We start from the raw sequence: 18,414 nt of genomic DNA on the forward strand, positions 1-18,414 counted from the left end.
ATCAACATGAAGCTTGTGAGCAACTGCAATTAATCACAAGCATAATAATAGACCTGCACTGTATGTATAAGTTCAAATTAATTTAATTAAAACTAACTTTTAATTAATGACAACATTTGCTTTTCATCAAACTGAGTGAAAGTCATTGATTTTTCGGTAAATAATGCATCAACAAGCGCTTGTTTTTCTTTTTGCATTGTAAATACTTTTTGCTCAATGGAGTCGCTCATAATTAGTTTGTATACAAATACAGGGTTAGTTTGCCCAATTCTATAAGCTCGGTCGGTTGCTTGTTTTTCTACGGCTGGATTCCACCAAGGATCAAAGTGAATAACAGTGTCGGCTTGTGTTAAGTTAAGTCCCGTACCGCCCGCTTTTAAGCTAATTAAAAATACCGATGTTTGTCCACTGGTAAATTCGTTTATTACTTTATCACGATGACGTGTTTGCCCCGTTAACATGCTAAATAAAATACCTTCGTGACTTAAGCGCTCAGAGATCAGATCAAGTGCTGAGGTAAACTGGCTAAATATAATAACTTTTCTGCCTAAACTTAGCATTACAGGTAAATGCTGCGATAACCAATCAAGCTTGGCACTACCCGCTTGGCTTGTAGAATCGATTAATTTAGGGTGGCAGCATATTTGTCTTAACTTTAATAAGGCCTCTAAAAAAGCAAGTTTACTTTTTTGTGTACCTTGTTCGGCAAAAAGTCCTACTAATTTTTCTTCCAGTGCATTTGTGATCGATAAATATAATTCTTTTTGCTTTGGTTCAAATTCAAATTCTTTCACCAATTCAGTTTTTTCAGGCAGCTCTTGGGCCACTTGTGCTTTAGTACGGCGTAAAATAAACGGCATAATTAACGACTTTAATTGCTCTGCACGTTCACTGTCGGCTTCTTTTTCTATTGGTGTTTGAAAATGTTGTTTAAAATAAGCTTGTGAGCCTAATAAAGAGGGCATTGCAAAGTCGAGTAAAGATTTAAGCTCGAATAAGTTATTTTCTATCGGGGTTCCACTTAAACACAATTTAAAGTCGGCGCTTAAGCGCTTTACTAAACGAGAAACTTGAGCTGTATCGTTTTTAATGTATTGCGCTTCGTCGAGAATAATATTTTCAAAGTACAAAGCAGGGTAATAAGCTATATCGCGTTTTAATAACGGATACGTTGTAATTATGCAGTGCGCTTGAGAAATATTTTGCAATAAGTCATGGCGATGCGAACCAAATATAGTTGTCACTTTTAATTGAGATGTGAATTTTTTAATTTCATTTTGCCAATTACTTACCAAACTTGTTGGACAAACAATTAATGTTGGCCCAGCTTGTGGTTTTTCACTACAACTTGCCAAATATGCGATTACTTGTAAGGTTTTTCCAAGCCCCATATCATCGGCTAAAATCCCCCCAAGCTGATGGCGTTTTAAAAAGCTAAGCCATTGCACACCTTGTTGCTGATACTCTCTTAATTCTACACCGGGGTTTAAGGCTGTATTTGGTATCGGTGTAGTATTAGGCGTTAGTTCGGTTAATTCATTTAAATAATGCTGTAGCGCTTCATCATGTAATTCAATATCGATGACTTGTTGTGCCATTAATTCTGATAAATATGATAGCGGTATATTAAATTCATCTCTGGATTTAATAAATTCGAAACGCTGTTTATATGTATTTAATAAATTAATAGCGTCTTTAGGGATCACACCAAATTGTTGGCCCATCGGAAAATAAAAAAAGCATTCACTTTGTCTATTTAATGATTGATAAGCCCCATCGTAGTCGTTAAATAAGTGACTACCTTTTACATTAGCTAACACTATTTTACTGTGTATTTGATGGCCATTACCTCTATAAACATGCAATAAAACATTCAATAATGGTCTTTTTGCCGACACTTTATTGGCATGAATAGTCCAGCCTCGCTTTTTAAATACGGGCAATACTTCGTGAATAAGCCAATGTATATGCATCGGTGTTTGTTTTGAAAATATAAAGTCGCTTTGTAAACCCCCTTTACAATTTTCAAAACCAAGATTTATTAATTCGTTTGTTACCGTGTTTTCGAATGCTTTATTTATTATATTTTTAGGTGCTGTTGCGGCTAAATAATTTTTATTTTTGTATTTAAATTTTAAATTAAGTTCAAGACCTTGTGCGGTTGTGGCTAGATTTAAAATAGCATTATTAGCGTGCTTAGGAGGCTCAATAATTGAATTAGTCGGGTGAGGAATAACATCAGCACCAAAGTTATTAGCAAGCTGGCTATATATACGATCAAAATTAGTATCGTGAATAGCTGGAATAGCTTTTAAATGTGCAATTTCATCTGCGCTAAGTGGGGTTCTTATACGACCCACTTTAAATTGCTCAATATCAATGTACGCCGGTGGTGTGGTTTTTAGTAACGCCCAATTTGTCGCGTTTTCAAGATTAACTTCTAATTGCGTTGTATCACTGGTGTTATTCCAATTAAATAATAGAGCTTGACCCTCTTGGGCGGTTAGAGACGTTCGTGTTTGTTGCCAAAATAAACGCTCTGTTGCTATTAATTGCTGCAAAGCGCTAAATCCCCATGTTCCTTTTAACTCTAAGTTACCAATGGCGTTTTGAGAGCGTATCCAACTGAAAAGCCTAAAATCAGATTCGAGTACATCGGTTGGAGTTATAAAACTATTTAGCTGTTGCTCAGTCAAATTCCGACCGAGATTATAGTGGCCATTATCGCTAAAGCTTGCAATTTTAGGGATTATAAATACTTTATTATTTTCTATATCGAGTACAAATAAAAGTACATTTTTGGGCTGTTCAGTAGGGGTATTTTTTAATGAGGATAATTCGTTAAACCAGTCGTTAATAAAAAAGTCTTCGCCATATTCACCTGAATGCTCAATCTTAAGTTTTAACAATACCGCAGCTAAGTGCCTGCATTTTGATTTAGCACTACAAGTACAATGAGCATCAACAGAGTAACCAGTTGGTATTTTGTTGATCTCAATACGCTGGTTAAAAGAAGTGCCTTTATCGCCAACAACCGTTGAGTCAATAACAGAAAAGTCGTCGTTGAACTCTAACCAAGTAATTTTTCCGTTTTTATAATACTCTTTTGCTTTATTGAGAACGGTAGGTCTAAACAGTTTATTTATAAACCGCTCGGTAAGCGGAAACTGGGCGGCCTGCTCATTTTTAATTTCTTCAAAAATAGCCAGTAAATCATTTTTTGATAAGTTAGCAGACATCTTACTCGGTATGGTTAAGTATAAAAAATAATTTAGCCAGTATATGCTTATTCTAGCCAGAGCTAAAGCCCTATAAAAGGTAAATAAACTGGTTGGATCTGATCAATCAAAAAATAAGACACAAATAACAAGTAGTGGGAAATTTTAAAGGGGCTATAACACTCAACAAATAGTACAGATCACTTTTTTACTAACAAAAGCGTAAATTGAGATAAATTTAAAAAATAATTGATTAAGTTAGTAAAAAACTGATCTATAAAGCCAAATAAGGTAAAAAACCACAAAAATCAGCTTGTATAGATCATATTTTTACTAAGTAAACGAGCGTTTAGATCATGGTATTACTAACATAATTTTTTTCGGATCGTTATTTTACTAACTAATTAAATGCACTTAATAATTTAGTTAATTGCTCTAAACGCTTGTCTGTCATAACTTTATTGTTAATTTTTATAGATAAATCGCCACTTTTCAAATGGCGTTGTACTAATACAAAATCGTTTTCTAATACGGCTTCTCGTTTTGCTATATTATTTTGCTCTGCTGTTAAGTATTTAGTAATCGCAGCAGCTTGTTTATCATCGCTAGCCATGCTTTGCAGTGCTTCATCGCTTGCTGCTGTAGTGGTTAATTTTTCAAATACTTGTGGGTTTTTCTCTTTTGCTGCAATGAGTTTTTTAGCTACCTCACGACCTACATGATTAGCGGTAGGGTAGAGCGTGATAACGGCAGCAGGGATATGCTCAAATGCTTTAATTGCATCGGCGATGGCTGTATGAGAAACCCCTTCAATAGCTGCTATTTCGCGATATGAACCTTTTTTACCTTGCTCTATTAGCTCATCTTTTGTTTGTTGGTAAGCTTGCCCTAATTCCCATAAGCTCGGCGCTATGTATTGATCGGATGAAACCGCCAGTACTTTTGCATCCTGGTCGGTAAAATCGCTAGAGCTGAGCACTAAATAATCGGCCCCACTTAAAATACACGCCTTACGACGACGAGAGCCCGCTAATACTAAACTTTTATCACCCTGGTCCCACAACAAAGCGGGATGTTGGTTACGGCCATCTTCAGCAATTGCTGGCAGTATGTCTGAAACAGAGCTTTCGTTTAATAAAGCTTGAACACGGCGATTTTTACCATATACCTCGGTAAGCGCTTCAATATCACTTGATGGAATGACTTTACAAATAAGTGTAATTTCGCGCTTAGGATCACTCGGTGCAGGCATACGAATAACATCGCCAGCACTGGCTTGTTCAAGTAATGCATCTAAGCTACTGCTGCCTACGGCGCTAGCAAAGGGGTCTAAGCGGGTGTCGTTTTTACGTTTAGTTGCCATTTTATAACATCCTTACTTAGTGTTATTTAATAGTTGATTGGGTAGAAACCCAGTTAGATCTGATCAGCATTTCAAGTTCATCTACAACGTCTTTAATATTTTCTTGTGCACGCATCAGTGACTCCCTACTGGCTAAACTGTCTGATGCTTTTTGATCAAATATTGTATTAAACGAAGAGGAACTGGCTGTAATTGCAGAACTATGATTAATAGGGTAGCTCATGACTTGGCGACCAAATGCACTGCGCACATCTTTAACAATGTCGCGTTGAGAGTGATTTCCTTTTACATAATTAGTAACTAAGAACTGCATAAAGTCCCAGCCATCGTGACCTAACGCTGCAACAGTGTGGTAAATCTCGCCAAGTCGTTTTAAATACTTATTGTTAGCATCAAAATCTACGGCCTCTGGATGTACCGGTATTAACATTGCGGTAGAAGCCATTAATGCATTATAAAACATAAAGTTAAGGGTAGGGGCTGTATCAATTAAAATAATATCAAATTCGTCTTTAACAGGGTTAATTACTTTTTCGAGTAGCTTATGATAATGACGAGATTGATCATAGCCACTGGTGTCTTTTAATAATGTTGCCGTTTCATGTTCAAAATAAAAGTCATCCATCCCAGAAGGTAAAACACGAATATTAGGGATATGCGTTGTAACAAAAGCATTAGAGACAACATCAGACCATTTTTCGCCTTCATCTAAATCGATACAGTCGCGCATTAAATCGCCAACCGTTGTAGGATCGTGTTCATTCGAAGGGAAAAAACTTGAAGAAGATCCTTGAGGATCAAGGTCTATAATGCCAATTCGATAGCGTTTTATATTTGTTGTAGCAAGTGCTGCAGCAATATTAACCATACTGGTTGTTTTACCACAGCCACCCTTTAATGAATTAATAACAATAACTTGAAGCTTATCCTGCGCGGTACGATGATCGGCCTGAATGTCCATGATGTCTGCCATGGCGTAAATATTCATTAATGTGTATGCATAATGGCCATTAGCACCGCGCTTTATGTTTAGCGAATCAAAATCACCATTGTCGTGTCTGCGCTTTAAAGTACGATTATTACATCCTAACAAATCAGCGGCTGCTTTTTGAGTGTATGTTCTAAGTTCTTTTTCTTCAGATTTTAAATGAGCTCTATAATGTTGTATACGACCTTTAAGTGACTTTTCTGCCACCTCTGCCGTTGCTTTTAAAAGCCGATAAGTTGATAACGCATTATTATTAATAGACATACATAATTCCTCAAAGTTATGCATTAAGTATAATGTCCATTTATTTTGCTGTAAACAACTATTTAGCACGACATGTATTTTACTAAGAAGACATTAAAATTATATTTATTAATTTTTAATATCGCTTAAGTATAAATAAAGAGATTAAGTATGGTTAAGTATATAGGTATTAAAGGTTAAGCTACAATAATTGTAATATAACCAGTTGATATTTATGAATAATATTAAAATAGTTGGATCGTAATTATACTTGGTTAAGATCAGATCTTTATTAAGTGGCAGATCGAGTTATTACTAACTTAAATTTTAACTTTTGCTTTATTAACAACTTACCCACTTAGTTATCAACAATAATATCGTTTCAGATCAGAATAATACTAACTATTTTAGATACTTATCCAATGACCTTCGCTTATAAAAACGATTTAAATTAGTATAGATCTGATCTGTAGTAAGTACAGATCAGATCTATGCTAACTGGAACTTGGCTTATCCACAGGCCTTTACAAAAACGAGTGAATATCAGTGTGTTCACTCTAAAAATAAGCCTAAAAATGCTAAGAGTCATTAATTATTTTACTTTGAGTTAGTAAAATTTAGGTTTATAACGATAAACTTAGTATAATGTTGATCCAAAAGTAATAAATCCTATTATACTTAGTAAAATAATGATCTGAAAATTATTATTAGCTTCAGATCAATTTTATACTAACTTAAACATTTAACTTTTGTTGATTTATGTGTTGTTATTAACTGTCACAATAAAAATGGAAATAAGTACAATGAGCCGAAAGGTCAACATCTCAGTAGATAACTTGCCCGATACACTTAGAGGCCAAATCCATGGGGTGGAAAGTGCAATTGATAACGAAAGCTTAGCGTTATTTACAGATAATAAAGATGTACGCGTTTCAATAGAAAATGCAGCGCATGGCTTACGTGCTTATTCAAATACTTTTAACCATTACGATTTATGGGGACGCTTTGTTCGTTCGGGCTATAAAAAACTGCCTTTAGAAGAAGCGCCTAAAAAAACAATTATAACCCGTAAAATATCCGAAAAAGTAGATGGCATATTATACGATGGTGAAATTAAGATAACCCCCGCCGTTGTCAGTAGTCGTAAAGATGGCGAAGATGTTGAGTATTTAGTTTGGCCATCTGATCGTGAAGAAAAAGTAGAAAGAGCGCTAATACGACTGGCTTCTAAAGGTAAAATTGTAAAAATTAATTTTAAGTCCGGTATTCAATATGCGGTTGTTTTTTCGATGAATGAATTGGCTCAAGAGCTTAAAGCTGTTGGCCAATCTATGCCATATCCGCAAATTAAAGAATCACTTGAAGCATTACAAGGTTCTAAGCTTTCATTTAAATATTCAGCAACCGATACTAAAAATACCAACGTAGATGATTCGTTTTATGAGTCAAATATGAACTTTTTATCATCTTTACATTTTAGTGGCAAAAAAGGTCAGGGTGGTAATGTAAAATGTGTTGCCTGTTTAAATGCTTTTGTTCATAACATGATCGATAATTTAGAATATAAAGGCTATTACTTTAACAGTGCACAAGAATTAAAGCGTGGTTTATCAAGGTGGATGATGCTACGCCTTTATCATCTTTGGCGTTATGCTGCGCCAGGAAAAACGTATCATTTTAGATTGTTATCTATAATGGAAAAATACGGATCTATTTATTCTACTGATAACCTGACTGAAAATAAGTTAAAAGCTTTGCGTAGAGATATGACTACGACAATGAAAGACTTAATTGAAAAAGGAGCTATCTCTGAATACAGCATTACAAATGTAAAAGATGATAAAACAGGAAAAATCATCGACTACACTTACGAAATGCACCCTTCAGATCAGTTTTGTGATGAGATTTTAACGCTTAACAAGCAAAACAAGCGTATTGAAATACAAGGCGGGAAACGCATTGTAGAAAATGCAGTATTAATAGATGAAGATAAAATAGAAGAAATTGTTAAAGATTAAATCTATAAAAATCTTAATCCACTACACAGTAAAGGCCATAGATTATGGCCTTTTTAACATAATAATTTTACACTTGCTCTAAATAAAGTCTATCAACTAAAAAATCATATTCGCGTTTACGTGGATGATTTTGCGGTTTTTCATAGTGTTTTAGCTCACCTATTTTAACATCGGGTTGCGGATTAATTAAAATAAATGGCAATGCTGCACTAACGTGATATCGCTGTTTTGCCGTATACCTCACATTTACTTGCGGACTTACTCGAGTAGGGCGCCTTATTCTTAATTTTTCATGTTCAGATAAACTAGCTACACGCATTTTTTCTTGTTCGACTAATGCTAACCAACTGTGTTGATCTATCATGCGGGGGTTATTATAACTTGCTGATTTTTCAAGCATCTCTAAAGCTAATTTTTTTGTGAGAGTTTTCGTTGCGTGTTTATGCATCCAAGTAAACCTTACTGAGAAAGGAGAATCAACTTCACAATGAATTTTACGATACGCAGCCAGTGTAATTAAATTAGGAATGGCATTATGCACCGCTTCAAAACGCGCATCATTATTATCGATTGAAAGTACACAGGCTTTAAAATCTGCTTTTGCTTGATTAACCTGCATTATGCGATTTTTAATCGCTGTGGTATCTGGATTTTTTAACACCAGTACACCAGGATAACGCTTTAAAACCTTACTACTTTGACCCGCTTTTGTATAAATATTTAAATAAGCGTTTAAAATTGACTCATGAGCAGATGCACCGGTTAATTTATTTACTTTAATGAACTCGGGAACCGTTTGTTCATCATTAGCATCAATATCGGGTAATTGATAAAATTCAGCTTTACTGTATTCACAACCTCGCAATTCTTCAATTAATAAAGAACTTAACTCTGTCATTAAATCAAAATGACTACGTAAACTTATTTTAGAAACCATAAAGAACACATCTTACTTTAACTTATCCGTAAGCTTAACCTTATCTTTTGTTTATTTAAAGATTATTTTTACTCAGCGCTAAGTTTGTGCAACTAATTTACTTAAGTATGATGTGTTCTTTTAATAATGTAATAACAAACACTTTACTCGCTGTTTTATTATTATGGCTTTTAAATAAACGGATTTATTATTTTACGTTAGTACACTAAATGTTCATCATGATTGTCGCCATCTACAATCAATACGGTGTTATATACAACCTAATAGTTTCTTAAAAAGGAGTTATTCAAAACTTGATGCCGCACCTTTATAATTTAAAACTAAAATCATAAAGGTGCGCAATATTTGTCTAGATAGATTAACTACAGTTGTTTAAGAGGCGACTGAGGGTAGGTTTTTACAATCAACAATCATTACTTAAAATCTTAAAACGGCACATTGGTTGGTTGTTGTAGGTAGTAAATAATTAATAGAAAAAATAAAACACTCTAAATGTTGCAAAAGCTTTTAAAATATAAAATCAGAAAAGCAATGGCCTGACATTGTTAAGCGATCTGTGAGTATGATAAACGTCGATTACCTGCAAAATTCTCTGGTGAAACATAAAATGAATACTCGTAGCTATAGCAAGAGTACTGCAATGCGTTGTACGAGAAGATTTAGCCAAAATATAAAAAGCGGCTTAACAAATTACTTTATTATGCTTTAAGGTTTCTCCTTTAAGTATAGAACGATTTACAAGTAAGTAGGGGAGGCACCAACAACATTTTATATCCGGTGTTGTTAATATAACAAACTAAGTATCATCTCCTTAGCTTTACGCTATCGCGTTTTAAAACAGTTTTTAAGACTAAATAGAGTTAACTTTTACTTCTGAGCTAACAAGTCAAAATAGCAGCTAGCACATAATTTAAATAAAACCTAGTTGTGGTGACTAATTAATTTATTTTAACTGTAAAGTTTAGATTACATTAATCCGATATTTAGTATGATGTGTTCTTTTTGTTTCTGCATAAAACAAGCAACTAAATATAAATAGATACACAAATCTCATAACTACAAATCTATTATTTAAGTTACTGTAATTTAAGCTATTATATAAACAGTAATAAAAGTTTAACCTTCTATTTTTAATCACAATACCTTCTAAAATCATCAAAAATACTATCTTATAAAAAATTAAATAATAATTAGTGAATATAGTCCTTGTGTAATAGGCCATATATACGTTAATTTCCTATTTATCAGGTAAAAGTAGGAATGAGGAAAGAACATGTCACAGTGGAACCCAGATAGCTGGAGAAAGTTGCCAATATTACAGCAACCTAATTACCCAGACCAAAACGAATTAGCTTCTGTAGAAGCCCAATTAAACAGTGCACCACCACTGGTGTTTGCTGAAGAAACACGTAGCTTATTTAAGCAACTTGAAGATGTATGTGAAGGCCGTGCCTTTTTATTACAAGGTGGCGATTGTGCTGAGTCGTTTAGCGACTTTAACGCGATGAATATTCGCGATACATTTAAAACAATTTTGCAAATGGCTGTGGTTTTAACGTATGGCGGTAAATGCCCGGTTGTTAAAATTGCTCGAATGGCAGGTCAATATGCAAAACCTCGTTCAGCAGATTTAGAAACTAAAGATGGGGTTTCACTCCCTTCTTATCGCGGTGATATTGTAAATAGTTTTGAATTTACTGAAAAAGCACGTATTCCAGATCCACAACGCTTAATGACAGCGTATCATCACAGTGCTTCAACACTTAACTTACTACGTGCATTTGCACAAGGTGGCTTGGCTGATCTTCATCAGGTTAACCGTTGGAATATGGGCTTTGTGGCAGCTAACCCATTAAAAGAAAAATACCAACAACTTGCAGATAAAATTCAAGATGCTCTGGAATTTATGCAAGTATGTGGCATTAATTCAAGTATGGCACCAAGCCTTAAAGAAACTGATTTATACACATCCCATGAAGCACTTCTTCTTGGTTATGAGCAAGCATTAACTCGTCGTGATCATTTATCTGGCGATTGGTACGACTGTTCTGCTCACTTTGTTTGGATTGGTGAACGTACTCGTCAATTAGACCATGCACATATTGAGTTCTTTAAAGGGATTAAAAACCCGATTGGTGTAAAAGTCGGTCCAGGTATGGACCCAGATGATCTAATTCGCTTAATTGATGCGGTTAACCCAGATAACATACCAGGTCGTTTAACATTAATTACCCGCATGGGTGCAGATGTATTGCCAGAAAAACTACCTGCATTAGTACGTAAAGTACAACAAGAAGGCCGTAAAGTAATCTGGAGCTCAGATCCAATGCACGGTAATACAGGTACAGCCAGCTCAGGCTATAAAACCCGTAGCTTTGATAATATTATGCGTGAAATTAGTCAATTCTTTGCAGTGCACAAAGCCGAAGGTTCATATGCCGGTGGTGTACATTTAGAAATGACGGGTCAACACGTTACCGAATGTACTGGTGGTGCTTACGACTTATCAGAAGAAGATTTAGGGCAACGTTATAAAACCCAATGTGATCCACGTTTAAATGCCGACCAAGTGCTAGAACTAGGCTTTTTAGTCGCTGATTTACTAAAAGACGCTCGCAAATAAATTGTCAACGTCTTCGTTTAAAAACCGCTTAATTGCGGTTTTTTTATATTTAAAAATACAAGCATAGTTAAACGTATTTACGACGTTGTAAATTGCCATCAACAATAATCTTTGCCGATATTTCTTCAACAGAATGATGGGTTGAATTAAAATATTTAATATTGTGTTTTTTATAAAGCATTTCGACTTCTTTTACTTCAATTCTGCATTGACGAATAGAGGCATATTTAGAATTAGCCATACGTCGTTGTCGTATATCAGCCAGTCTTTGTGGATCTATCGTTAATCCAAACAACTTATTTTTATAAGGTAACAAGCAAGTAGGTAAGCCTTCACTATCTAAATCTTCTTCAGTAATGGGGTAGTTAGCGGCTTTAATTCCATATTGTAATGCCAAATATAAACTACTTGGCGTTTTACCACTTCGGCTAACACCAATTAAAATAATATCGGCTTCACTAAAGTTTTTAATATTGCCCCCATCGTCATTCATTAAGGCATAATTTACGGCATCAATTCTAAAGTCATAACTTTTTTCATGAATTGAATGAGTTCTATGCATTTTAGGGACGGGTTCTAAGTTTAATTCGGTTTTAATTTTTTCACTATAACTGGTCAAAAAGTCATAACACAGAGCATCAGATGAGTTGATCACATCAGCGAGCTCATGATTCACAAAAGTAAAAAAAACAAATGGCTTTTCACCTTCTTTTATTGCCGTGTTATTTATAAGTTGTTTTATTTCATGTGCTTTTTCAATTGTTTCAACAAACGGAATAGTTTTGTGGTTAAACTCTATGGGAAAAAGTGACAACGTTGCGTGGCCAAATACCTCCGAAGTAATCGCGGTGCCGTCTGAGATGTAAAATGCGGTTCTCATAAAATTCCTATTTATATTTTTATACTTAAAATCAGCGTGTATCAGTTTACGTAAACATTTAGGTCAGTGTAGAATGATAGCGACCTTAATAAAAGGGTTGATTAATACACACTCACAACAATTTGTTTATGGAGAAAGATCTGTGCAAGAATACGTTCTCTGGTACCAAGAGTTAGGCATGCAAGATGTTCCTCGAGTTGGCGGTAAAAACGCTTCACTTGGAGAAATGATTTCTAACCTAGCAAACGCAGGTGTTCAAGTCCCTGGTGGCTTTGCCACTACGGCTGATGCTTTTAATGAATTTTTAGAGCAATCAGGATTAAATACCAAAATTCACAACATATTAGACACACTTAATGTTGATGATGTAAATACTCTCACAAAGGTAGGTGCCGATATCCGCCAATGGATTATCGATACTCCTTTCCAACCTAAGTTAGACCAAGCAATTCGTGATGCATACGCGCAACTACATGGCGACACACACGCCGATGTTTCATTTGCCGTACGTTCATCTGCGACAGCAGAAGATATGCCCGATGCATCATTTGCAGGTCAACAAGAAACATTTTTAAATGTACGTGGAATAGACGCCATTATGGTGGCAATAAAACACGTTTTTGCCTCTTTGTTTAACGACCGCGCTATATCCTATCGCGTCCACCAAGGTTATGATCATCGTGGTGTTGCGCTCAGTGCAGGTATACAAAAAATGGTTCGTTCTGATAAATCAGCATCGGGGGTTATGTTTAGCATCGATACTGAATCTGGATTTGAAGATGTTGTATTTATTACATCTAGCTTCGGATTAGGCGAAATGGTCGTACAAGGTGCCGTTAACCCAGATGAATTTTACGTTCATAAACCCACCTTATTAAAAGGGAAACCAGCTGTTGTAAAACGTAATATTGGTTCAAAAGCCATTAAGATGATTTACTCAAACAGCGAAGAACATGCCAAACAAGTAGAAATTGTAGATGTAGACTCCACTTTATCTAATACATTTTCTATTACCGATACCGAAGTAGAATCACTTGCTCAACAGGCCATTATTATCGAGAAACACTACGGTAGAGCCATGGATATTGAGTGGGCAAAAGATGCAAACGACGGTAAGTTATATATAGTTCAAGCACGTCCCGAAACAGTACGCTCTAACGAAGATGCAAATGTAATGGAGCGCTTTCAATTAAATAGTAGCAGTAAAACAATTATTGAAGGACGCGCTATTGGCCATAAAATAGGCAGTGGCGTTGTGCGTGTACTTGACTCTATTTCACAAATGGATCAAGTTCAGCCAGGTGATATTTTGGTCACAGATATGACCGACCCTGACTGGGAACCCATAATGAAACGTGCCGCAGCGATTGTAACAAACAGAGGCGGACGTACTTGTCATGCCGCAATTATTGCTCGCGAACTAGGTATCCCTGCAGTGGTAGGTTGTGGTAATGCAACGGCATTAATTAATCAAGGGCAAAGCGTAACAGTATCTTGTGCACAAGGCGACACAGGTTACATATACGAAGGCCTGCTAGATTACGAAGTACTTACTTCACGTGTTAACGAAATGCCTGATTTACCCATAAAAGTAATGATGAACGTGGGTAACCCAGATCGTGCTTTCGATTTTGCAAAGCTTCCTCATTCGGGTGTTGGTTTAGCGCGGGTTGAGTTTATTATTAATCGCATGATTGGGGTGCACCCTAAAGCCCTTATCAATTTTGATAAACAAAGCGATGAACTTAAAGATGAAATAACTCAAATGATCGTCGGTTATTCATCGCCTGTAGAGTTTTACATTACGAAATTAGTAGAAGGTATTTCAACGCTAGGGTGTGCATTTTCACCCGAGCGCGTGATAGTACGTATGTCTGATTTTAAATCTAATGAGTATGCCAACCTCGTTGGTGGGCAACAATACGAACCAGATGAAGAAAACCCGATGATTGGTTTTCGTGGTGCTGCCCGTTATATTTCTGAAGATTTTCGTGATTGTTTTGCTTTAGAATGTGAAGCCATAAAGCGTGTTAGAAATACCATGGGGATGACTAACATTGATATTATGATCCCGTTCGTTCGCACCCTTGAAGAGGGAAAACGAGTTATTGAACTCTTAGAAGAGCATGGATTAAAGCGTGGCGAAAATGGCTTAAAAGTAATTATGATGTGTGAACTGCCATCTAATGCGCTATTAGCCGATGAGTTTTTAGATATGTTCGATGGTTTTTCAATTGGTTCAAACGACTTAACACAATTAACATTAGGGTTAGACCGTGATTCAGGGCTTATTGCCCATTTGTTTGATGAGCGTGATCCCGCCATTAAAAAGTTACTTTCAATGGCAATAAAAACCGCAAAAGCGCGAGGGAAATATGTAGGAATATGTGGCCAAGGGCCTTCTGATCACGAAGACTTTGCCGCATGGTTAGTAGAGCAAGGGATTGATTCGGTATCGTTAAATCCCGATACCGTATTAGAGACCTGGTTATATTTAGCTAAAAGCCTAAAGTAATAAGTTATCCGAGTATGTTTATATTTAAATTAAACATACTCGGCTGTTAACGACTTATTTATATTAATAAACTCAATTGCAATGGCTTCATTATTTAAGTACAACACATTAATTAAGCCATTGTATATAAATAAAATATTGTGCATACGCATGGTATTAATACTAAAAAGCCAGCGTCAGTCTGGCTTTTAATTACTTCGCTAATTTTTTATCTAAAAACGCACACGATTTGGTTAACGCTTTTTGGCATAACGCTAAATAATAACGTGCTTTAGGGTAATAAAATGAAAAGCACATTAAACCAACAATTAAAAAAATAAGTGATGGCCCCGGTACCACAGCAAAAAATAACCCAAGCAATATAAAAATAGCGCCTAGCAATAATAATACTAATTTTTTCATAACTCACCTTCGTTGTGTTATTTCATTATGAGTATATTTGGATTAGACACTAAATCACGAAAAAGAGTGTTACAAACTGTAAATTCTTCAATTTCTATTGTTCAATGCCATGATATAATTATTTAAATGCCATAAATTAACGTCGTTATGATAGCAACTATTTCTCAGCAAGATGCCGCAACTGACTTGGTTGCACACTATTTAGATACCATAAAAAAACAAGGATTTAGCGGTGATACCGATGCAAGTTATGCAACGCGGTTAACCGCTTCAACCGATAACAGTATTTATCAGCAATTACCGCAAGGTGTTATTTTTCCCAAATCTGAAAAAGACATCCAAACGGCTTTGCAAACAGCATCTCGCGACCCATTTTTATCATTAACATTTAGTCCACGTGGGGGCGGAACCGGTACTAACGGACAGTCACTCACCCCCGGAATTATTGTTGATTTATCGCGCTACATGCGTGAAATTCTCGAAATAAATGTAGAAGAAGGTTGGGTCCGCGTTCAAACAGGAGTTATAAAAGATCAATTAAATGATTTTTTACGTCCTTATGGTTTCTTCTTTTCGCCCGATCTTTCTACCAGTAATAGAGCAACCATTGGCGGTATGATAAGTACCGATGCATCTGGACAAGGCTCGTTAGTTTATGGCAAAACCAGCGATCATGTATTAGGGCTCACTACGTATTTAGTGGATGGTACACAAATGTGTAGCAGTGCAATGGATATTGAAAAAGCACAAATTATAGCCCAGCAAGACACATTAATAGGCCAACTTTATAGTACGGTATTAAATATTAGCCTTGGTGAGCGCGATGCAATTTTAGCAAAATTCCCACGCTTAAACCGCTTTTTAACCGGGTACGACTTAGAGCATGTACTAAGTGAAGACTTACAAACATTTGATATGAGTCGGTTAATTACCGGTGCCGAAGGGTCTTTAGGTATTGTAAGTGAAGCTAAATTAAATTTAACGCCTATTGCCGAATTTAAAACATTAATTAATATTAAATACGATAGTTTCGACTCAGCATTGCGCCATTCTCCTTTTTTAGTATCAGCAAAAGCAACATCGGTTGAAACCGTCGACAGTAAAGTATTAAACCTCGCACGCGAAGATATTATTTGGCATTCAGTATCGGACTTAATAACCGATGTATCAAATAAAGATATGCAAGGGCTCAACATGGTCGAATTTAATGCCGTGGCAGCCGAAGACATAAAAGACAAAGTTAATAGCTTATGCTCATTACTTGATCAATGCGTCGAAAATAAAACCAATGGTGTAATAGGGTACCAACTAACTAATAATAAAGCTGATATATTAAAAATTTACGCAATGCGAAAAAAATCAGTAGGACTATTAGGCAATGTAAAAGGGAGCCAAAAGCCATTAGCATTTGCTGAAGATACCGCAGTGCCACCAGAAAATTTAGCCGATTATATTGTAGAATTTAGAGCCTTACTCGATAGTCATAATTTACAATATGGTATGTTTGGTCATGTTGATGCCGGTGTATTACATGTTAGGCCAGCGTTGGATATGTGCGATCCGGAACAAGAAAAGCTACTACGTACAATTTCTGATCAAGTCGTAAACCTGACAGCAAAGTATGGCGGTTTGATGTGGGGCGAGCATGGAAAAGGATACCGTAGCGAATATGGCCCTGATTTTTTTGGCGAACATTTATTTACTCAACTTAGAAAAATAAAATCAGCATTTGATCCTAACAACCGCATTAACCCCGGTAAAATATGTACTCCTATCGACAGTAAGGACTTACTTGTTAGTGTTGACGGGCAAAAACGTTCTTGGTTTGATAAACAAATTCCTATCGATGTAAAATCTAGTTTTAATAATGCTATGACCTGTAACGGTAATGGCATTTGCTTTAACTACGATGAAAATTCACCGATGTGTCCATCGTATAAAGTGACCGGCGACCGCCGACATTCACCAAAAGGGCGAGCAACTTTAATGCGTGAATGGTTGCGATTACAGCAAAATAAACACATTGATTTGCTCGAAGTTGAAAAACAATTAAATAAGGGCGAAGTGATTACATGGTGGGAACGCTATGTTCACAGCCGTGAAAAAAATAAAGGCTTGTATGATTTTTCGCACGAAGTAAAAGAAGCAATGGATGAGTGTTTGGCATGTAAAGCATGTACAACCGCATGCCCAATAAAAGTAGATGTTCCTACATTTCGTGCCCGTTTTTTAAATTATTACCATAGTTATTATGCGCGTCCATTAAAAGATTACTTAGTTGCCAATATAGAAAGCAGTGCGCCACTGATGGCAAAATTGGCAAGGGTAATTAATCCCGTTGTAAACACAACATTTGTCAGTAAAGCTATTGAAAAAACCGTGGGCTATGTAAATACACCTCAATTAAGTAGTCCCACGTTAACAAAACGCATAACTAAAGATGAAAAGTTTAATTTAGCAGCACTTAAAAAGATGACTGCTGAGCAACAAAGTAATTACGTACTCATTGTGCAAGACCCATTTACTAGCTTTTATGAAGCTGAGTTAGTGACCAGCTTTATCAAATTGATAAAACATTTAGGTAAAAAACCAATACTGCTTCCATTTAAGCCCAATGGTAAACCACAACATGTAAAAGGTTTTTTGCATGAGTTTAAAGTGACCGCTAAAAATGCCGCTGACTTTTTAAATCAATTAAACGATATAAATGCCCCATTAGTTGGTTTAGATGCATCGTTAGTTTTGTGTTACCGTGATGAATATAACAGTATTTTGCAACACGAACGTGGCGACTTTAATGTCTTACTTGCACATGAATGGTTGCAAAATCAAACATTTAAAAATTTAGAAGTCGACAATACTAACCAAGCTGAATTTACATTATTAAGTCATTGCAGCGAAACAACTGCGTTACCAAAAGCGGCCGCTATATGGAAAACTATTTTTAACGATGTAGGTTTAGTGTTAAACACAACTCATACTGGATGTTGCGGTATGGCAGGTACCTATGGCCACGAATTACAAAACCAACAAAATTCAAAAGCGTTATACGACATGAGTTGGAAACCTATTGTTGATAAAAATAAAGCGGAGCAGTTGTTATCAACCGGTTTTTCTTGTCGGAGTCAGGTTAAGCGATTCGAAAAATTTAAACCAAAACACCCAATAGAGTTACTCGCCGAATTACTTTAACCTTATTAATTTACAAATATAAAAACCTAACCTAG

10 protein-coding genes are annotated in these 18,414 nt (G+C 35.8%); 4 read left to right on the forward strand and 6 right to left on the reverse strand.

The features are described from left to right. Window positions 1-92: 92 nt before the first annotated feature. The 3 genes from J8L70_RS08795 to J8L70_RS08805 all read right to left on the reverse strand — a co-directional run bounded on the left by J8L70_RS08795 (window position 93) and on the right by J8L70_RS08805 (window position 5,833). Window positions 93-3,239, reverse strand: coding sequence for a DEAD/DEAH box helicase (locus J8L70_RS08795; RefSeq protein ID WP_211055180.1), 3,147 nt, complete (start codon window positions 3,237-3,239; stop codon window positions 93-95). Between the two features lie 379 nt (window positions 3,240-3,618). After that, window positions 3,619-4,581, reverse strand: a complete 963-nt coding sequence (locus J8L70_RS08800) for a transcriptional regulator (protein ID WP_211055182.1) — start codon at window positions 4,579-4,581, stop codon at window positions 3,619-3,621. Between the two features lie 22 nt (window positions 4,582-4,603). Then, window positions 4,604-5,833: an AAA family ATPase gene (locus J8L70_RS08805; RefSeq protein WP_211055184.1), complete on the reverse strand. Its 1,230-nt coding sequence runs from the start codon at window positions 5,831-5,833 to the stop codon at window positions 4,604-4,606. 782 nt (window positions 5,834-6,615) lie between these two features. Here J8L70_RS08805 and J8L70_RS08810 point away from each other — a divergent pair. Beyond that, the gene (locus J8L70_RS08810) at window positions 6,616-7,830 is read left to right on the forward strand and encodes a replication protein A (protein ID WP_211055185.1); all 1,215 of its coding nucleotides are present in this window, start codon (window positions 6,616-6,618) and stop codon (window positions 7,828-7,830) included. Window positions 7,831-7,897: 67 nt separating this feature from the next. Here the strand turns inward: J8L70_RS08810 and J8L70_RS08815 are convergent, their stop codons facing one another. Continuing rightward, window positions 7,898-8,767 carry a DNA replication terminus site-binding protein gene (locus tag J8L70_RS08815; protein ID WP_211055187.1) on the reverse strand — a complete coding sequence of 290 codons (870 nt, stop codon included), beginning with the start codon at window positions 8,765-8,767 and terminating at the stop codon, window positions 7,898-7,900. A gap of 1,273 nt (window positions 8,768-10,040) precedes the next feature. Between J8L70_RS08815 and J8L70_RS08820 the strand changes: the two genes are divergently transcribed. After that, the gene (locus tag J8L70_RS08820) at window positions 10,041-11,390 is read left to right on the forward strand and encodes a 3-deoxy-7-phosphoheptulonate synthase class II (protein WP_211055189.1); all 1,350 of its coding nucleotides are present in this window, start codon (window positions 10,041-10,043) and stop codon (window positions 11,388-11,390) included. Window positions 11,391-11,457: 67 nt separating this feature from the next. On the opposite strand, the gene J8L70_RS08825 is transcribed toward J8L70_RS08820, so the two are convergent. Beyond that, window positions 11,458-12,270, reverse strand: a complete 813-nt coding sequence (locus J8L70_RS08825) for a pyruvate, water dikinase regulatory protein (RefSeq protein WP_211055191.1) — start codon at window positions 12,268-12,270, stop codon at window positions 11,458-11,460. 142 nt (window positions 12,271-12,412) lie between these two features. On the opposite strand from J8L70_RS08825, the gene ppsA reads away from it, so the two are divergent. Then, a complete protein-coding gene (ppsA, locus tag J8L70_RS08830) occupies window positions 12,413-14,785 on the forward strand; it encodes a phosphoenolpyruvate synthase (protein ID WP_211055193.1) in 2,373 nt (790 codons plus the stop codon). Window positions 14,786-14,977: 192 nt separating this feature from the next. On the opposite strand, the gene J8L70_RS08835 is transcribed toward ppsA, so the two are convergent. Continuing rightward, window positions 14,978-15,187: a PGPGW domain-containing protein gene (locus J8L70_RS08835; protein WP_211055194.1), complete on the reverse strand. Its 210-nt coding sequence runs from the start codon at window positions 15,185-15,187 to the stop codon at window positions 14,978-14,980. Window positions 15,188-15,334: 147 nt separating this feature from the next. On the opposite strand from J8L70_RS08835, the gene J8L70_RS08840 reads away from it, so the two are divergent. Continuing rightward, window positions 15,335-18,379, forward strand: a complete 3,045-nt coding sequence (locus J8L70_RS08840; protein ID WP_211055196.1) for an FAD-binding and (Fe-S)-binding domain-containing protein — start codon at window positions 15,335-15,337, stop codon at window positions 18,377-18,379. Window positions 18,380-18,414 lie beyond the last annotated feature (35 nt).

The sequence above is a fragment of the Pseudoalteromonas sp. MMG010 genome, assembly GCF_018100905.1.
Classification (GTDB): Bacteria; Pseudomonadota; Gammaproteobacteria; order Enterobacterales; family Alteromonadaceae; genus Pseudoalteromonas.

Coding starts and splice junctions, on each gene's coding strand:
- J8L70_RS08795 (WP_211055180.1), bottom strand. CDS start 3,239: ATGTCTGCTAACTTATCAAAAAATGATTTACTGGCTATTTTTGAAGAA.
- J8L70_RS08800 (WP_211055182.1), bottom strand. CDS start 4,581: ATGGCAACTAAACGTAAAAACGACACCCGCTTAGACCCCTTTGCTAGC.
- J8L70_RS08805 (WP_211055184.1), bottom strand. CDS start 5,833: ATGTCTATTAATAATAATGCGTTATCAACTTATCGGCTTTTAAAAGCA.
- J8L70_RS08810 (WP_211055185.1), top strand. CDS start 6,616: ATGAGCCGAAAGGTCAACATCTCAGTAGATAACTTGCCCGATACACTT.
- J8L70_RS08815 (WP_211055187.1), bottom strand. CDS start 8,767: ATGGTTTCTAAAATAAGTTTACGTAGTCATTTTGATTTAATGACAGAG.
- J8L70_RS08820 (WP_211055189.1), top strand. CDS start 10,041: ATGTCACAGTGGAACCCAGATAGCTGGAGAAAGTTGCCAATATTACAG.
- J8L70_RS08825 (WP_211055191.1), bottom strand. CDS start 12,270: ATGAGAACCGCATTTTACATCTCAGACGGCACCGCGATTACTTCGGAG.
- J8L70_RS08835 (WP_211055194.1), bottom strand. CDS start 15,187: ATGAAAAAATTAGTATTATTATTGCTAGGCGCTATTTTTATATTGCTT.
- J8L70_RS08840 (WP_211055196.1), top strand. CDS start 15,335: ATGATAGCAACTATTTCTCAGCAAGATGCCGCAACTGACTTGGTTGCA.